We start from the raw sequence: 16,118 nt of genomic DNA, 5'->3' as shown, positions 1-16,118 counted from the left end.
CAATGGTACCAAAGGAAGTCGAAGCGTTGAGCTTTGCCGTCATCATCGTCGCTGCCGGAGGCGGCACGCGGGCCGGCGGCCCGGTCCCCAAGCAGTTCCGGACGCTGGGCGGCCGTCCCATGCTGCATCATACTATTGGGGCCTTTGCGACCCATCCGGAAATCGGGCGTATCGTGCTGGTGAGCAATCCGGCTCACCGCGACAGGCTTGGCGCATTGCCGTTAGAGGTGATCCATGCGGATGGCGGGCCGAGCCGCACCGCCTCGGTACGGGCCGGACTGGCTGTTCTGTCGGAGACCCCACCGGATCTCGTGCTGATCCATGATGCCGCGCGCCCCCTGGTCTCCACGCAGGTCATATCCGGTGTGCTTGACGGCTTGCGATCGTTTGACGCCGCCATACCGGCCCTGCCGGTCACCGATGCCCTGACCCGGCGTGATGCCGATGGCGCATTCGAGCCAGTGTCGCGCGACGGCCTCTTCCGGGTCCAGACCCCCCAGGGCTTCCACTTCCCGGCGTTGTGGGCCGCCTACCAGGCGCTGCCCGATGATGCCGACCTTCCCGATGACGCCGCAGTTGCTAAGCGGGCCGGAATGACACTCACGCTGACCGCCGGGGACGAGGAGAATTTGAAGGTGACTTTCCCCGATGATTTCGACCGCGCCGAGGAACGGCTAGAGCGGCGACGGATACCGGTGACGGGTAGCGGGTTTGACGTGCACCGTCTCGAGGCTGGCGATTCCATGATGCTGGGCGGAGTGCAGATTGCGGCCGGACTGTCTCTGATCGGCCACTCTGACGCCGATGTTGTCCTTCACGCCCTGACCGACGCTATTCTGGGATGCTGCGGACAAGGCGATATCGGTCAGCACTTCCCGCCCAGCGATCCGCAATGGAAGGGCCGGGCGTCCAGCGCCTTCGTGGAGCACGCGATGACGCTTGCCGCGGCCGCTGGCGTCATCCTGACCCATGTCGATCTGACGATCATTTGCGAGCGGCCGAAAATCGGACCCCATCGCGATGCCATCCGTGCCCGCGTGGCCGGACTGACAGGGCTTGGCGAGGCAGCGGTCAATATAAAAGCGACGACCACGGAAGGCCTCGGTTTTACCGGGCGGGGCGAAGGGATCACGGCCCAGGCCCTCGTCAGTGGATGGAAGGACGCTTCATGAGCGGAACAGACCCGTCCACCCTGGCCGCAGAGGTGCTAAAGGCCGCGCGCAAGAAAGGCCTGATGATTGCGACCGCCGAAAGCTGCACCGGCGGGCTTGTCAGCGCGGCGCTGACCGAAATTGCCGGCTCGTCGGACGTGTTTGAGCGCGGCTTCGTGACGTATTCAAACGCGGCCAAGGCCGATCTGTTGGGTGTACCGCAAGAACTGCTCAAGCGGCACGGCGCGGTCTCCGCCCCTGTCGCTCAGGCCATGGCCGAGGGGGCCCTCTCCCGCTCTCAGGCGGACATCGCGGTGTCGATCACCGGTGTCGCAGGTCCCGGCGCGAGCGACAAAAAACCAGCGGGGCTGGTCTACTTCGGACTGGCGCAGACCGGTCGGGTAACAGAAACCCGCGAATGCCGGTTTGATAACCTGAACCGTGCGGGTGTCCGGGCGGCTTCGGTCGACACCGCGCTTGACTGGCTGTTGGTGTCAGTCCGACGCGCCTGACGCGGCGTCGAGATCAAACTCTTCAGCCCCCACTTTCGGGTAGAGTTGATCGGCACGCGCCTTGAACGCTTGAATGATAAAGCCGACCGCGCGTTCCTTGTTGGCCGAGAGCAACATGTTCAGCATCGGATTGCTGAACTCGAAATCAATCACGAAATCGACAAGCGTCGAGCCGTCCGGCAATGCGGAAATCTGCCAACTGTTGGCCAGCGACCGAAATGGGCCCTTGACGAGTTCGACATTGATCCGGTGATCGATGTCATCCAGGGTCACGCGGGTAACGAAGCGCTCCGAGACAAATTTGTACCGCGCCTTTGCCTCGGCAACGAGACTCGAACCACGTTCGGTTTCTTCTCGAGATTTCACCCGCAGTGCAGTGATCAAATTGATGAATTTTGGATAGGCTTCGACGTCTCCGACCAGCGCATAGACATCCTCGGGGCTGTGACGGATGCGCAGGCGTTCCCTGACCCGCGAACTCATGAGCGCGCGATTTCAGCGTCACGCGCTGCGCGCAGACGCTTGAAATCATCCCCGGCATGATAACTCGACCGGGTCAGCGGCGAAGCCGAGACCATCAGGAAGCCCTTGGCCCGCGCGATCGTCTCGTAGGCCTTGAATTCGTCCGGCGTCACAAAGCGGTCCACAGGAGCGTGCTTGCGGGTCGGCTGGAGATACTGGCCGATGGTCAGGAAATCGACGCCGGCAGACCGCATATCGTCCATCACCTGCATGACTTCCGGCTTGGTTTCGCCCAGCCCCACCATCAGGCCCGACTTGGTGAATTGTGCGGGATCGCGCTCCTTGACCCGCTCGAGCAGGCGCAGCGAGTGGTAGTAACGCGCGCCGGGGCGGATGGAGAGGTAGAAGCGTGGTGCGGTTTCCAGATTGTGGTTGAACACGTCCGGACGCGCATCGATGACGATTTCCGCGGCACCGGGCTTGCGCAGGAAGTCCGGCGTCAGGATCTCGATCGTGGTGGTCGGCGACGCGTCGCGAATGGCATGGATGACGTCGGCAAAATGCTGGCCACCGCCATCGTCAAGATCGTCGCGATCGACCGAGGTGATGACGACATGTTCGAGACCCATCTTGACGACGGCTTCGGCGATACGGCGCGCCTCGTCGTGATCTACAGGTCCGGGCAGCCCCGTCTTCACATTACAGAAGGCGCAGGCGCGTGTGCAGGTATCGCCCAGGATCATGAAGGTCGCGTGCTTCTGGGCCCAGCATTCGCCGATATTCGGGCAGCCTGCCTCTTCGCACACCGTGACGAGACCGTTGTCTTTCACGATTTTGCGGGTCTCGGAATAGGTCTCGCCGATTGGCGCACGGACCCGGATCCAGTCCGGCTTGCGCAGGACGGGTGAATCCGGACGCTTCTGCTTTTCCGGGTGCCGCGCGGCGCGAGCATCGGCCGCGGCAACGGTATCAATCAAGGTAGCCATCGCGGCGGAACATGGAGCCAAGCCAGCACAACATCAAGCGCATAACCGCCTTGCGAATCAGCCGGACGCACCCGAGCCATGCGGCCCGGTGCGCCCTGCGTCTACGCCAGTTGAACCGTCAGACCGCGGTTTCCACCGGTTGCGGATCCTTTTTGCCCAGGGCCATGACCCAGGCCCCAAGGCCAATGCACATCAGGATGAGTCCGGCTGTCACACCCAGGAGCGGTACGACGCCCATGGCCGCGGCCGCGATCAGCACGACCAGCATGGACAGGGCCCGCAAGCCAAGCCCGGCCGGTTTGCCCCGGCGATTGAAGATGAGGTCACCCACCGCCATGGCTCCGAACGCGTAGGCCAGGAAGAGCAGCGGGAAGTACAGCACCGCCACGAATCCGGCCAGCGGTATGCCAATCAGCGTGATACACAGCAGGACGATCAGGGTCACAAGGATGACCGGAGAGAAGGCGAACAGGACCAGGCCGATCATGCCGCTGACCAGCGGACGATCGCGAAATTCGCGGGCAATCCGGGCCGTACCGCGCGGCGCAATCATGCATGCCAAAATACCCAGGAGGAAGGCGCTGGCGATAAAGCCCACGCTGATGATCGGGCCGATTGGTGCGAAATCCAGATCGAGATCGAGGTCGTGGAAATCTTCCCAGTCGCTGTCGAATCTGGCGATTTCGTGCTCGACCTCACCTGACACAACGGCGGCGGACCTTATCTCGGGCGGGTTCGGACCGCGGTGATGGATCCGGCCAGTCACGACCGCACCATCGCGCAGGATCAGTTCCCGGGCGCGGGTCTCCAGATCGCCCTCGATACGGCCATCAATGATGACTTCCGAGGCGTGGAATTCCACAGACCCGAGGCTGGTGCCCTGAAAGGTGATTTCCTCGCCGCCGGCTTCGACCCGTCCCGCACCGACAAAATCCCGTCCGAACTCGATCGCCCCGGCTCCAACGGCCGTTTCGCCTTCGATGCGCCCCCGGACATTGACGAAACCGCCCGCGAGGTCGGCATCTCCGCCAACATTGGCGTTGAATTCGATATTGCCAGCCGCCATTTCGACATCACCGGCTACTGTCCCCTCGAATGTGATCGACCCGCCAACGAGACGGACATCCTGACCGACGTCGGCATTGACGGTGAAGTCACCGCCAAAACCGCGAAGATCGCCGCCAATGCGACCGCTGAGCGACACATCGCCGGCCGCGATAACCAGATCGTCATCGCGGTCGATCCCGTGCAGCGTCACGTCGCCGCCAATGAACTGGGCCGCAGCGCCGGCCTGCAGTGCAGCGGCCAGCCCGACCGCTGCAATCAGTGTCTTGATAGACATGGGTTTCTCCTTGAGCCCCCCGGCGTCAGGAATCGGAAAACATGGACCCTAGGCCCGGTCGTGGTCGTCGAAAATGTCGTCGCAATCGCGCCCGGCACGATCTTCGGTCACGATCTCGCCAACCGAAGCGCCGGCACGGATATCGGGTTCATTATCCGACCAGATTCGCAGCGTGCCACTGATACGGGCATTGTTCAGGATCACGACATTGCGGGCGCAGACCATGCCGCCCTGGCGAAGCTCGCCCGTGATCTCGACAAGACCGTTCGCGCTGCCGGCGCGCGCGCCGTCACCGTCGGCCGAAGCCCGCCAGCTCCAGCGCCCCTCGCCGGGCTCGGCAGCCAGTTTGACCGGTCCTTCAATCACGCCGCCGACCCGCATTTCACGTGCGCCCGATGCATATTCGCCCCGGACATGGCCCGAGAAATCAATTTCGCCGCCTGCGGTGGACGCGTCGCCTTCAACCCGGAGATCGCGCGGCAGGTCGAGTTCACCGCCCGCGACATTCAACTCGCCGCCGATCGTTCCGGCGACACGAATGTCACCGCCGGCAATGCTGACATCAGCGCGGGAGTTTCCATTCCAGTCGATATCGCCGCCGGCAATCGACGCCTCGTGAACCGAACCACGGAAATTCACTTCGCCGCCGACGAAGGAAAGATCGCCGCCCACATCGAGATCAGCCTCGATATCGCCGCCGATAACACTGACATCACCGCCGACGCGGCCATTCAGGGTCATGTCACCGCCCATCAGGCTCAAATCGTCGTCCTGGTCCAGCGTCATGTCGATATTGCCGCCCATGGTCATCCGGTTTCCACCGTCCACAGACGTACTCATCGTGCAGCCCGTTCCAGCCAGGGACAGTGCCGCAATGGCACCGGCCGAGGCCGTTTTCAACAAAAGGGTATCCATCTAACGTCTCCGCATACGTGGCCACCATATCGGCGACCGGGACGCTCCCCAGCGACAATCCCCCTCTAACATATCGAATTTCGATATGAAAGCGATTTTTCGTTTTTCGATAAATTCAAAGCAGTCGATCTCCCTCAGTGAACCTGTCTCCTTTCCTATTTTCCCGCGCCTGCCTAATGTGTCGAAAACAAAACAGGACGGCCCGCGCGCCGCCACCGGGAGAATCGAAATGACCGACAGGCCCGCCGAGGCAGAGCCGCTCGTGCGCGAAGACAGCGGCGTTAGTGAATCGACAGACCCGGCACCGACGCCCGTCTCCTCGGACATTGTGTCCGGAGGTGAGTTTCCGGCATCCCGTTATACGCGCAGCGTGTTCGATGCCCTGCTCCGCGCACGCGCCAAGCATGGTGGCGACAAGATCGCCATCATCGATGCGGATGGCCGCGAGCTAACCTACGACCAGATCGTGCAAGGCTCCTTTGCGCTCGGAAACGCCTTGCGAAAAGGCCGGGGCAGCAAGGAGAAGGTCGCGATTCTCCTGCCCACCGGGGCGGGTGCCGCCCTCGCCTTCTTCGCGGTCCAGGCCTATGGGCGCATTCCGGCGATGCTGAATTTCACCGCGGGAGCCAAGGCGCTGAAGGCCGCTTGCCGTGCCGCCGAGGCGAAAGTCATCGTCACAGCCCGCAAATTCATCGAGCTGGGCGAGCTACAGCCGCTGGTCGACCAGCTAAGCGAAGAGCTGGACTTCATCTATCTGGAGGATATCCGCGACAATCTCGGCCCTATGGACAAGGCGATGGCGCTGATCGGAACGGTTGCGCCCTGGGCGATCAAGTCCCGGCCCAATCCGCACGACACCGCCGTGGTTCTGTTTACCTCAGGCACCGAGGGCGATCCGAAAGGCGTCGCGCTCAGCCACGTCAACCTGGTCTCGAACGTCGAACAGGCCGCGGCCCATGTGGACATCTACGAGACCGACATCGTCTTCAACCCGCTGCCGACCTTCCACTGTTTCGGCCTGACCGGTGGTTTGCTGCTGCCGCTCCTGGTCGGGGTGCCGGCCGTGCTTCACCCGACACCGCTGCAAGCGAAAACCATCGCCAAGCGCGTCGGCGAGACTAAGGCGACAGTCCTGTTCGCGACCGACACCTTCCTGGGGCAATACGCGCGCTCGGCACAGAAGGAGGACCTGGCCAGCCTGCGAATGGCGGTCTGCGGGGCCGAACGGGTCCGCGACGAGACGCGGTCACTGGTCCGCCGCCAGTTCAACCTGGAAATCCTGGAGGGCTATGGCGCGACCGAGGCGGCCCCTGTGGTCGCGGTCAATCAGCCCGGCCGCAACCGGCCCGGGACAGTCGGGCGGCTGATGCCCGGCATGGAGGGCCGGCTTGAGCCGGTCGAGGGCATTGACCGTGGCGGGCGGCTCATGATCCGCGGGCCGAACATCATGCAGGGATACATCTACACGACCAATCCGGGCGTGATCGTCCCGCTGGATGGCGGCTGGCACGATACCGGTGACATCGTCACCTTCGACGAGGAAAACTGCATCACGATCCGGGGCCGCCTGAAGCGTTTTGCCAAGCTGGGCGGCGAGATGGTGTCACTGGCAGTGGTGGAAAACTGCGCCACATCGCTCTGGCCCGAAAACCTCCACGCGGCAGTCACCCTGTCCGATTCCCGCAAGGGCGAGCAGATCGTCCTGGTCACCGATTACGACCAGGCCGACCGGGGTGATTTCGTCGGGTTCGCCCGCAATCACGGCATTGCCGAACTCGCGGTACCGAAGCGGATCGTACGCGTCAGCGAAGTTCCCGTCCTCGGCACCGGCAAGATCGACTATGTCGGCGTGGAGAAGCTGGCAAAAGCCGAACTCGGCTAGTCGCAGTCGCCGTCCCGCAGTTCAAAGCGGACATTCGAGCGGTCAACGCCGGATTCGAACGTCGGTTCGGAATCGGCCCGCACCAGCAGGGTGCCACCGATCCGCGCGCCCTCGCGGAATTCCACTTCGTGGGCACACACCTCGCCACCCTGGTCGAGACGCCCGGAAATATGGATTTCGCTGCGGTCACGACGGCGGAAAATCCCGCTGCGATGGTCGCCCTCGAATGACACTGCCTGAAAGGCGTGACCGCCGAATTCCATTTCACCGAATTCAACATCCATCCGGCCTTCATACGTGCCGTTCAGATCAGCTGCGCCAACGGACAGGTCGAATTCACCGGCAAACCGGCTGCCTTCGCTGATGTCGAGCGCGCCGGCGCTGATTTCGACATCGGACCCGAATTGGGCATTGATGTCGACGGCACCGCCCGAAATCTCGGCAAATCCAGCGAAGGATCCATTCAGATCGACCGCGCCGCCGCTCGCCTCAAGCTGTCCACCGACGTCAGCGTCAACATCCACGGCACCGCCGGAGACTTCGAGGTCGCCGCCAAAGCTGCCGCTGACATCCACACTGGCACCGGAGAATTCGCCGTCGCCCTCAACCGTGCCGCGATAGTCCACGGCAATGCCGGACATTTCGACAGACCGGTTCTGGGCCGAGGCGGAGGCTGCAGCCAGCATGCTCAATGCAGCAGCCGTCAGGAATGCGTATTTCATGTTCAAGCTCCCATCAGGATTGTCAGAGAGCCCCTTCCGGGGGCTCATCCTTGGCAATTTCGATCAAATGGCAAGTCCGGCATTTTCGTGCGGGCGGCCGAATACTAGATCCTGTCGCAATCGCGCCCGGCCAGATCGACATAGGTGACGTTCGTGGCCGATGCGTTGGGACGCTCATCAGCGATCACGGTCAAATTCCCGGAAATTCGTGCGGAATCGCGGATTTCAACGCGGCTCGCGCACACCTGCCCACCGGCCGCCAGCTCGCCGCTGATAATAGCCCGGCCGCTGGTCCTGTTCCCCTCGCCGATCACCTGGACCGGTTCGGCGAACCGGCCCGCCAGCCGGATATGCGCACCGTGCGCAAGCAATCTCCCGCCAACATCGCCCTCGATGACGATTCGGGCTCCCATCGCCGTCAGATTGCCGTCATAGCGCCCGCCAAGATACGCGGTCGCAGCCTCGATTTCGGTATTGCCGGCGACGGTGCCGGTAAACCGGACCCGTGCACCAGCCGCGCTGAGATTGCCGCCGACCCGGGCACTGGAGGTGACACTGGCACCGGCCAGATCGAGATTACGGCCAATATCGCCGCCGGACGCGACAATCATTCCGGCATATTCGGCGCTGCCCGTGGCGTCGACATCACCGGTCGCGACCATGCCCTCGCGCTCGACCGAGCGGTTTTCCGCCGGTCCATGTGAAGAATAGCTGCAGCCGCACAGCGCCAGCGCCGAGGCAGCCAGTCCCGAAATTATCCGCATCTTTCGTCTCCCGGTTTCATGCACGTGTCGTGCACATGTCCGGTTCTCAGATGCGTGACGCCGTGGAACTGGATGCAGTCCTACATGTGGAGCATGCGTCCGTAGGCGTCGAGCACGCTCTCATGCATCATTTCCGACAGGGTCGGGTGCGGGAAGATCGTGTGCATCAACTCGGCCTCGGTCGTCTCGAGCTGGCGGCCGATGACATAGCCCTGGATGAGTTCGGTCACTTCGGCCCCGACCATGTGGGCCCCCAGCAATTCACCGGTTTTTGCATCGAAGACGGTCTTGACGAGGCCCTGATCCTCGCCGAGCGCGATGGCCTTGCCGTTGCCGACAAACTGGAAGCGCCCGACCTTCACATCATGACCGGCGTCCTTGGCACTGGCTTCAGTCAGACCCACTGAGGCGACCTGCGGATTACAATAGGTGCAGCCCGGGATGTTGGATTTGTCGAAGGGATGCACATCCTTCTGTCCGGCCAGTTTTTCGACACAGACGACGCCCTCATGGCTCGCCTTGTGGGCGAGCCAGGGCGGTCCGGCGATGTCACCAATGGCGTAGAGTCCCGGGACATTGGTCCGGCCATACCCGTCATTGACGACATGGCCCTTCTCCAGCTTCAGGCCAAGCGCCTCGAGCCCCATATTCTCGACATTCGCCGCGATACCAATGGCGAGGATGACCCGCTCGACCTCGATCACCTCGGCCTCGCCGCCCGACTTGACGTGCACCTTCACCGACGTCGCACCCTTGTCGAGTTTCTCGACCTGCGCGCCGGTCATGATTTTCATGCCCTGCTTTTTGAAGCGCTTCTCGGCGAAGGCGGAAATCTCGGCATCCTCGACCGGCATCACCCGGTCCATCATTTCCACCACCGTCACCTCGGCTCCGAGCGTGCGGTAGAAGCTGGCGAACTCGATGCCGATCGCGCCGGATCCGATCACCAAAATGGATTTGGGCATGGTGTCCGGGACCATGGCCTCGCGATAGGTCCAGACCTGTTTGCCATCCGGCTCCAGTCCGGCCTGCGGGACGGTGCGGGCTCGGGCACCGGTGGCCAGAATCACGTGCTTTGCCGCGTAGCCGGTTTCCTTGCCGTCCTTGCCCTTCACGAACACTTTCGGAGCTGGTGCGCCTTTTTCCAGGCGGGCAAAACCCTCGATCACGGTGATCTTGTTCTTCTTCATCAGCCCCGCGACCCCGCCAGACAGGCGGCCGGCGACCTTGCGCGACCGGTCGACGACCTTGGCAATATCGAACGAGATGTTGTCCGCCTTCAGGCCGAATTCCCCAGCGCGTTCCATCAAGTGATAGATTTCCGCGGTCCGCAGGAGCGCTTTCGTCGGAATGCAGCCCCAGTTCAGACAGATGCCGCCGAGCTTGTCGCGTTCCACAACCGCCGTCTTCAGCCCGAGTTGCGCGGCCCGGATCGCAGCCACATAGCCGCCCGGCCCGCCGCCGATCACGATAAGGTCAAACTGGTCGGACATCGCATCTCACCCTTGTGCTTTCCATCGCGCTTCTTGCCGGTCGGAGGGCGGAAGATCAACTCATGGCTTGCAAAGCAGCCATGCGCATACGTCAGGATTAAATGCGCACCGGCTGTACCAATGCCGGTCAGCGGCCGCGGGTAGCGTGACCGATTATGCACAACTTTAATTTCAAATTCCTGTTGTATTTTTCTCCTCTCAAGCGAATGCTTTCCGTCTCACTCGGGAGGAGACAAACCCATGCGTTGGAAATCAGCCTTCATCGCCGTGCTGGCAAGTTCAGGCGCGAGTCTGTGCGCCGGAGCCGCTCTGGCCGCGCCAGATACCTATATCGGGCAGATCGTCGCGGTCGGCGAAAACTACTGTCCGCGCGAGTTCTTGCCAGCCAATGGCCAGGTACTGGCGATCAGTGACAACACGGCCCTGTTTTCGTTGATCGGTTGCAACTACGGCGGCAACTGCCAGAGCACGTTCGCGCTGCCCGATTTGCGTGGGCGGACGACCACCCATGTTGGAACGGGTCCGGGCCTTCCCACTGTTACCCAGGGCGAATACTTCGGTGCCCCGTCACATTCCCTGACAACCAGCGAGATGCCGGCGCATAACCACCGCCTGGTTGGTGCGGTTGATGGCGGCGGACAATACAATTCGCCGGGCGGTCATGCTCTGCCGACCTACACCGATCCGAATATCGACGTTTATGCCAATGACCCGCCGGAGCCCGGCGTGCAGTTGAACGCGGCCGTGGTGTCCCCAACGGGCAGTGGCCAGCCCTTCAGCCTGTATCAACCGACGCTTGGCGTGACGATGTGCATCGCGGTCGAAGGCCTCTACCCGCCTCGCAACTAGGACCGGCCCGCCCGGTTAACCAAGGATTTTCGGAGACTATCATGCTTAGACGCTCTCTATCGCTGGCGGCGCTTTCCGCCAGCCTCCTGTGCGGCGGCACGGCTCTCGCGCAGCAACCGCCCTTCGTCGGTGAAATCATGGTCACAGCCGGGACTTACTGTCCGCGGGGCTGGGCCGAAGCCAACGGGCAGCTTCTTCCCATCAGCCAGAACGACGCCCTGTTCAGCCTCTACGGCACGATCTATGGCGGCGACGGGCGTTCCACGTTCGGCCTGCCTGACCTTCGCGGCCGGATGGCGATGAATCATGGTCACGGCAATGGATTGAGTAATCGGATGCTCGGGCAAACCGCCGGCGAGCCGGATGTCACCCTGCTGACCTCGAACCTTGCCAGCCACTCGCACACTTTCAATGCCAGCAGCGTTGCCGGCACCAGCGCAACGCCGTCGGGATCGACGCTTGGCACCTATCCGGTTGGCACGAATGTCTACGGGGATGCGAATGCCAACGGACCGCAAATGAACCCTCAGGTCGTCGGTGAAACCGGCAACAACACACCGGTCTACATCCAGCAACCATCGGTGGGGGCACGCTATTGCGTCGCGCTCGTCGGTATCTATCCGTCGCGGCCATAGGTCAGGGAGATCACGATGAAACACGCACTTCTTCTCGCGGCCTGCGCGGCCGCAACCGGCCTTGCAGGGGTGTCCGCGCCCGCCCAGGCCCAGACCAGTGATCGCTATCTCGGCGACATCTTCATGGTCGGCTTCAACTTCTGTCCGCAAGGCTCGTCCGAAGCCAATGGCGCACTTCTGGCGATTGTCCAGAACCAGGCACTCTATTCGCTTCTGGGAACCACCTACGGCGGAGATGGCCGGAGCAGCTTCGCCCTGCCGGATTTGCGCGGGCGCGTTCCGGTCTCCTACGGAGCCGGACAGGGCGGATTACCGGACTATCCGCTGGGAGCCGCAGTGGGGTCCGAAACCACGACGATGGGGGCCCAAGGCCTGCCATCCCATTCCCACCCCGTTTACGGCACGTCCCACGAACACACGGAAGAAACGCCACTGAACAATACGCTCGCGACGTTCGATGACGGGCAGACGCCCTACTCGCCCTCGCCTGTCGATACGCCGATGTCGCCGCTGGTGGTGACATCGGCCGGCGGTGGCCAGCCCTTCAACAACATGGCCCCGAGCCTGACGATCCGGTATTGCATCGTCACCACCCAGGGGCTTTATCCACCGCGTCCCTGATGCAGATGGACTGACACGGTCAGGTGCGGCGCGTCCCGGTCACGGGGCGCGCCGTTTCCGTTTGGGCCCGACCCGCTCACCGGTTAGCCTGCGCCAGGCATCGGGGAGGAACAGCCAAATGACGATAGAGGCTCTCAGGACACCGGAAGACCGGTTCGCGGATCTGGACGGATGGAATTACAGCCCGCGCTATATCGACGATTTGCCGGGCTATGAGGGACTGCGCGTCCACTATGTCGACGAGGGGCCGAAGGACGGACCGGTCTTCCTCTGCCTGCATGGTGAACCGAGCTGGGCTTATCTCTATCGCAAGATGATCCCGGTATTTTAGAAGGCTGGCGGGCGGGTGATCGCGCCGGACTTTCTCGGCTTCGGCCGGTCGGACAAGCCGGTCGACGACGCGGTCTACACCTTCCACTTTCACCGCAATTTCCTGAAAGCCTTCCTCGATCGGATGGACCTCCGCGACATCTGCCTCGTGTGCCAGGACTGGGGCGGTCTTCTCGGCCTGACCCTGCCGATGGATTATCCGGACCAGTTCACGCGCCTCATCGTGATGAATACGGGCATCGGCGTCGGGATGGATCCGGGACCGGGTTTCCTCGCCTGGCGCGACTATGTCGCCAGCAATCCCGAATTCAATGTCGGTGACCTGATGAAACGCGCGACGCCGATCCTGAACGAGGCAGAAGTCGCGGCCTATCAGGCGCCCTTCCCCGATCCGCGATACATGGGCGGTGTCCGGCGCTTTCCGGCGCTCGTTCCGATCGATCCGTCGATGGAGGGTGTCGATACCGGCATGGCAGCGGTGAAATTCTGGAGCGAGGACTGGACCGGCGACAGCTTCATGGCGATCGGCATGCAGGACCCGGTGCTCGGCCCGCCCGCCATGCGCGCGCTACACAAGCTGATCCGGAACTGCCCCGAGCCGATGGAAATCGCCGATGGCGGCCATTTCGTGCAGGAATGGGGCGAGCCAATCGCGCGGGCGGCGTGTGAGAAGTTCGGGTTGCTGTAGTCTTATTTGCTGCGTCATGCCCCGCTTCATGCGGGGCATCTCTGTTTCGAGATTCCCCGGCCAAGCCGGGGAATGACGCAAAGCGATGCAATTCAGATATCCTCGACCACAGCCGTCAGATCGCCGCCGGCGTCGCCGGTGTTGACGACGCTTCCACGTTCCAGGAGCAGCATGTGGACCGGCCCCTCCTCGACCACCGGGCGGTGACGGACCCCCTTGGGGATCACGGTCATCTCGCCGGGGCCGAGAATGGCCGGTTCGGCATTCTCGATCTCGATACGCAGACGGCCTTTCGTGACGAGGAAGAGTTCATCCTCGTCCTCATGGTGGTGCCAGACGAATTCGTCTTCAGCCTTGGCCAGCTTGACCTCGTAGTCGTCGAGGCGCGCGATGCGCTTGGGCGACCAGATATCGCTGAACCGGCTGTGCTTGTCCGCGAGGTTGAGTACCGGGGGTGTTGTCATGAGCAGACCCTAACACCCCGAAGGCGTGAGAGAAGCCGGAATGCAATTCCTGATATCCGCCATACGGCCCTGGCGAGGGGGATCCGAAGCGAAAGGCTGTCCGCCTGCCCCGCCCCTGGCACCTGCCGGCTGCCCCAACTGAATTTATCGAAACCTCACGGTCACAGTCCGGACGGACCGGCCGGCCCAAGAGAAGACCGCACACCGGGGTCCAGGCGATAAATAGGGGAAGGTCATGTCTCGAACTACACTGCACTCACTGAAAACGGCGCTCGCTGGCTTGTCGTGCGTCACTCTTTGTTCAGGAGCACTGCTGGCCCAGGACATACCCGTTTGCGACGGCTATCCGCTCGAAACTGCCGTCAATCCCGCCGCCCTTGGCTGGAGCGACGCTGACCTGGCCGCACTGGACGTGCGAGCCGATGAGATCGGGACAGCGGCCATGATGATCCTGCAGGGCGGCGAAGTGGTGTACAGCCGGGGCGAGATCGAGCGTCCGTTCCTGCTGCACTCGCTGCGCAAGTCGGTCATGAGCGCGATGATCGGCGTGCTCGTCGACGCCGGAGCTCTCTCGCTTGATACGACGCTGGTCCAGCTTGATATCGACGATTTCGGGGGGCTGACGGATACCGAACGCACGGCCACCGTCCGGGACATCATTTCCGCGCGCTCGGGCGTCTATATCGCCTCGGCGGCGGAAACCCAGGCGATGGCTGACGCCCGGCCCGAGCGGGGTCAATATGCCCCCGGGGAGCACTGGTATTACAACAATTGGGACTTCAACGTTGCGGGACACATTTTCGAGCGGGTCTCGCACCGCACCTATAACGGGGCCTTCCAGCGCATGTTCGCAGAGCCGTTGTGCATGCAGGACTGGAATGCGTTTGATGCCTACCGCTTCTACACGCCCGGAACGGCCTTTGCGGCCTATCACATCCGGATTTCTGCGCGTGACCTGGCCCTGTTCGGCCAGCTGATGCTGCAGGACGGCCAATGGAATGGCGCGGAACTCCTTTCTGCCGACTGGGTCGCCGACAGCACGGCCACGCATTCACAAACCGGTTGGGACGGGGCCTGGGCCGGTGGCTATGGCTATATGTGGTGGAAACCGGCCGATGACGCGTCAGCCGAAGCCGCCGGGCTGGCCCCGGACATGTACACCGGTGCCGGTGCGGGCGGGCATTATCTGACCGTCATCCCCAGCCGGGACATGGTGATCGTGCACCGGATGGATACCGACCAGCCGGGCAATCCGCGCCTCGGCATGCGCGGATATGGCGACTTGCTGAGCCTGATCCTGGCGCTCGGCGAACCGGACTGACCGGCCGACCGGCCGCGCCTACATCAGCATCGTCACCGGGTCTTCGACGAAGCCCTTGAAGGCCGAGATCCAGGCCGCGCCGGTTGCGCCATCCACCACGCGGTGATCGCAGGTCAGCGTGACCGTCATGACGGTCGCCTTGGCCAGTGCGCCATCTGTGATGACCGGGCGTTCCTCGCCCGCGCCGACCGACAGGATCATGCCCTGCGGCGGATTGAGGATGGATGCAAAGGACTTTATTCCCATCATCCCGAGATTGGAGAGCGAGAACGTTCCGCCCTGGAATTCCTCGGGCTTCAGCTTGCGCTCGCGGGCCCGGGCGGCGAGGTCCTTCATTTCCGCAGAGATCTGGGCGAGGCCCTTGGCGTCGGCGTCATGGATGATCGGCGTGATCAGCCCGCCCTCGATCGCCACGGCGACCGAGACGTCGGCGTGTTTGTGGCGCGCGATGCGCCCATCGCCGATCCAGGAGGAGTTCGCCGCCGGCACACGCTTCAGCGCCAGGCCCGACGCCTTGATGAGGATGTCGTTGACCGAGACCTTCACGCCGTCGGGGGCCTTCTCATTGACCTGCTTGCGGAAGGCGAGCAGCGCGTCGAGGCGGCAATCCACGCTGAGTGGGAAATGCGGCACGTCGCGGAAGGATTCGGTCAGGCGCTTGGCCGAAATCTTGGTGATGTTGTCGGCTTTCTCGACCGCGTAGCGCGAAGCCGGAATGCCGAAGGGCGCGAGCGGCTCGTCGACATCAATGACCGGTGCCGGGGCGGCTTGAGGCGTGGCAGAAGCGGCTTGCGGCGCGGCGGCTTGCGCCGTGCCCTTGCCGGCCCCTTCCACGTCACGCTTGACGATCCGCCCGCCGGGGCCTGACCCGGTGATCGTGGCCAAGTCCAAACCGGCCTGCTCGGCCATGCGGCGCGCCAGCGGGGAGGCCTTGATGCGGTTCCCTGAATCCGAAACCGGTGCGTGCGTGGCAGCGGCCTG

General features: G+C 63.0%; 18 protein-coding genes. 9 read left to right on the top strand and 9 right to left on the bottom strand.

Features of this window, described 5'->3' with window-relative positions; translation table 11 throughout:
* Nucleotides 1-2: 2 nt before the first annotated feature.
* Together V0U35_RS07800 and V0U35_RS07795 are read left to right on the top strand one after the other, a co-directional pair.
* Complete coding sequence (locus tag V0U35_RS07800; protein WP_330196132.1) at nt 3-1,172, top strand: bifunctional 2-C-methyl-D-erythritol 4-phosphate cytidylyltransferase/2-C-methyl-D-erythritol 2,4-cyclodiphosphate synthase; 1,170 nt, start codon at nt 3-5, stop codon at nt 1,170-1,172.
* A complete protein-coding gene (locus V0U35_RS07795; RefSeq protein ID WP_330196130.1) occupies nt 1,169-1,663 on the top strand; it encodes a CinA family protein in 495 nt (164 codons plus the stop codon). The genes V0U35_RS07800 and V0U35_RS07795 overlap by 4 nt, the downstream gene beginning before the upstream one ends.
* Here V0U35_RS07795 and V0U35_RS07790 read toward each other — a convergent pair.
* From V0U35_RS07790 to V0U35_RS07775, 4 genes are all read right to left on the bottom strand, one after another.
* Complete coding sequence (locus V0U35_RS07790; protein WP_330196129.1) at nt 1,646-2,146, bottom strand: type II toxin-antitoxin system RatA family toxin; 501 nt, start codon at nt 2,144-2,146, stop codon at nt 1,646-1,648. The genes V0U35_RS07795 and V0U35_RS07790 overlap by 18 nt on opposite strands.
* The gene (gene lipA / locus V0U35_RS07785; RefSeq protein WP_330196128.1) at nt 2,143-3,111 is read right to left on the bottom strand and encodes a lipoyl synthase; all 969 of its coding nucleotides are present in this window, start codon (nt 3,109-3,111) and stop codon (nt 2,143-2,145) included. Before lipA ends, V0U35_RS07790 begins: the two co-directional genes overlap by 4 nt.
* Nucleotides 3,112-3,229: 118 nt before the next feature.
* Nucleotides 3,230-4,453: a DUF8173 domain-containing protein gene (locus V0U35_RS07780; protein WP_330196127.1), complete on the bottom strand. Its 1,224-nt coding sequence runs from the start codon at nt 4,451-4,453 to the stop codon at nt 3,230-3,232.
* 48 nt (nt 4,454-4,501) lie between these two features.
* Nucleotides 4,502-5,368, bottom strand: a complete 867-nt coding sequence (locus V0U35_RS07775; protein WP_330196126.1) for a DUF4097 family beta strand repeat-containing protein — start codon at nt 5,366-5,368, stop codon at nt 4,502-4,504.
* A gap of 229 nt (nt 5,369-5,597) precedes the next feature.
* Between V0U35_RS07775 and V0U35_RS07770 the strand changes: the two genes are divergently transcribed.
* Complete coding sequence (locus tag V0U35_RS07770; protein WP_330196125.1) at nt 5,598-7,250, top strand: AMP-binding protein; 1,653 nt, start codon at nt 5,598-5,600, stop codon at nt 7,248-7,250.
* On the opposite strand, the gene V0U35_RS07765 is transcribed toward V0U35_RS07770, so the two are convergent.
* The 3 genes from V0U35_RS07765 to lpdA all read right to left on the bottom strand — a co-directional run bounded on the left by V0U35_RS07765 (nt 7,247) and on the right by lpdA (nt 10,229).
* Entirely contained in the window at nt 7,247-7,972 is a 726-nt protein-coding gene (locus V0U35_RS07765; protein ID WP_330196124.1) for a hypothetical protein, read from the bottom strand. The two genes, V0U35_RS07770 and V0U35_RS07765, sit on opposite strands and share 4 nt — an antisense overlap.
* 104 nt (nt 7,973-8,076) lie before the next feature.
* Nucleotides 8,077-8,736, bottom strand: coding sequence for a bactofilin family protein (locus tag V0U35_RS07760; RefSeq protein WP_330196123.1), 660 nt, complete (start codon nt 8,734-8,736; stop codon nt 8,077-8,079).
* Between the two features lie 80 nt (nt 8,737-8,816).
* Entirely contained in the window at nt 8,817-10,229 is a 1,413-nt protein-coding gene (gene lpdA, locus V0U35_RS07755; RefSeq protein ID WP_330196122.1) for a dihydrolipoyl dehydrogenase, read from the bottom strand.
* A 240-nt stretch (nt 10,230-10,469) separates the two neighbouring features.
* Between lpdA and V0U35_RS07750 the strand changes: the two genes are divergently transcribed.
* The 5 genes from V0U35_RS07750 to V0U35_RS07730 all read left to right on the top strand — a co-directional run bounded on the left by V0U35_RS07750 (nt 10,470) and on the right by V0U35_RS07730 (nt 13,352).
* Entirely contained in the window at nt 10,470-11,078 is a 609-nt protein-coding gene (locus tag V0U35_RS07750; RefSeq protein WP_330196121.1) for a phage tail protein, read from the top strand.
* 41 nt (nt 11,079-11,119) lie between these two features.
* Entirely contained in the window at nt 11,120-11,713 is a 594-nt protein-coding gene (locus tag V0U35_RS07745; protein ID WP_330196120.1) for a phage tail protein, read from the top strand.
* Nucleotides 11,714-11,728: 15 nt separating this feature from the next.
* A complete protein-coding gene (locus tag V0U35_RS07740; protein ID WP_330196119.1) occupies nt 11,729-12,334 on the top strand; it encodes a phage tail protein in 606 nt (201 codons plus the stop codon).
* Between the two features lie 118 nt (nt 12,335-12,452).
* Nucleotides 12,453-12,665 carry an alpha/beta hydrolase family protein gene (locus tag V0U35_RS07735; RefSeq protein WP_330196118.1) on the top strand — a complete coding sequence of 71 codons (213 nt, stop codon included), beginning with the start codon at nt 12,453-12,455 and terminating at the stop codon, nt 12,663-12,665.
* A gap of 15 nt (nt 12,666-12,680) precedes the next feature.
* Entirely contained in the window at nt 12,681-13,352 is a 672-nt protein-coding gene (locus V0U35_RS07730) for an alpha/beta fold hydrolase (RefSeq protein WP_330196117.1), read from the top strand.
* Between the two features lie 92 nt (nt 13,353-13,444).
* On the opposite strand, the gene V0U35_RS07725 is transcribed toward V0U35_RS07730, so the two are convergent.
* The gene (locus V0U35_RS07725; RefSeq protein ID WP_330196116.1) at nt 13,445-13,816 is read right to left on the bottom strand and encodes a cupin domain-containing protein; all 372 of its coding nucleotides are present in this window, start codon (nt 13,814-13,816) and stop codon (nt 13,445-13,447) included.
* Between the two features lie 235 nt (nt 13,817-14,051).
* On the opposite strand from V0U35_RS07725, the gene V0U35_RS07720 reads away from it, so the two are divergent.
* The gene (locus tag V0U35_RS07720; protein WP_330196114.1) at nt 14,052-15,137 is read left to right on the top strand and encodes a serine hydrolase domain-containing protein; all 1,086 of its coding nucleotides are present in this window, start codon (nt 14,052-14,054) and stop codon (nt 15,135-15,137) included.
* A gap of 18 nt (nt 15,138-15,155) precedes the next feature.
* On the opposite strand, the gene V0U35_RS07715 is transcribed toward V0U35_RS07720, so the two are convergent.
* Nucleotides 15,156-16,118, bottom strand: a 963-nt coding sequence (locus tag V0U35_RS07715; protein ID WP_330196113.1) for a 2-oxo acid dehydrogenase subunit E2, incomplete at its 5' end; no start/stop codon positions are given.

Origin of the sequence: Hyphobacterium marinum, assembly GCF_036330325.1 — a bacterium.
Classification (GTDB): domain Bacteria; phylum Pseudomonadota; class Alphaproteobacteria; order Caulobacterales; family Maricaulaceae; genus Hyphobacterium; species Hyphobacterium marinum.
This window is presented reverse-complemented; position numbering and strand designations above follow the sequence as displayed.

Bases quoted from the DNA above. Each gene is read 5' to 3' on its own strand.
- V0U35_RS07800 (WP_330196132.1), top strand. From the start codon at position 3: ATGGTACCAAAGGAAGTCGAAGCGTTGAGCTTTGCCGTCATCATCGTC.
- V0U35_RS07795 (WP_330196130.1), top strand. From the start codon at position 1,169: ATGAGCGGAACAGACCCGTCCACCCTGGCCGCAGAGGTGCTAAAGGCC.
- V0U35_RS07790 (WP_330196129.1), bottom strand. From the start codon at position 2,146: ATGAGTTCGCGGGTCAGGGAACGCCTGCGCATCCGTCACAGCCCCGAG.
- lipA (WP_330196128.1), bottom strand. From the start codon at position 3,111: ATGGCTACCTTGATTGATACCGTTGCCGCGGCCGATGCTCGCGCCGCG.
- V0U35_RS07780 (WP_330196127.1), bottom strand. From the start codon at position 4,453: ATGTCTATCAAGACACTGATTGCAGCGGTCGGGCTGGCCGCTGCACTG.
- V0U35_RS07775 (WP_330196126.1), bottom strand. From the start codon at position 5,368: ATGGATACCCTTTTGTTGAAAACGGCCTCGGCCGGTGCCATTGCGGCA.
- V0U35_RS07770 (WP_330196125.1), top strand. From the start codon at position 5,598: ATGACCGACAGGCCCGCCGAGGCAGAGCCGCTCGTGCGCGAAGACAGC.
- V0U35_RS07765 (WP_330196124.1), bottom strand. From the start codon at position 7,972: ATGAAATACGCATTCCTGACGGCTGCTGCATTGAGCATGCTGGCTGCA.
- V0U35_RS07760 (WP_330196123.1), bottom strand. From the start codon at position 8,736: ATGCGGATAATTTCGGGACTGGCTGCCTCGGCGCTGGCGCTGTGCGGC.
- lpdA (WP_330196122.1), bottom strand. From the start codon at position 10,229: ATGTCCGACCAGTTTGACCTTATCGTGATCGGCGGCGGGCCGGGCGGC.
- V0U35_RS07750 (WP_330196121.1), top strand. From the start codon at position 10,470: ATGCGTTGGAAATCAGCCTTCATCGCCGTGCTGGCAAGTTCAGGCGCG.
- V0U35_RS07745 (WP_330196120.1), top strand. From the start codon at position 11,120: ATGCTTAGACGCTCTCTATCGCTGGCGGCGCTTTCCGCCAGCCTCCTG.
- V0U35_RS07740 (WP_330196119.1), top strand. From the start codon at position 11,729: ATGAAACACGCACTTCTTCTCGCGGCCTGCGCGGCCGCAACCGGCCTT.
- V0U35_RS07735 (WP_330196118.1), top strand. From the start codon at position 12,453: ATGACGATAGAGGCTCTCAGGACACCGGAAGACCGGTTCGCGGATCTG.
- V0U35_RS07725 (WP_330196116.1), bottom strand. From the start codon at position 13,816: ATGACAACACCCCCGGTACTCAACCTCGCGGACAAGCACAGCCGGTTC.
- V0U35_RS07720 (WP_330196114.1), top strand. From the start codon at position 14,052: ATGTCTCGAACTACACTGCACTCACTGAAAACGGCGCTCGCTGGCTTG.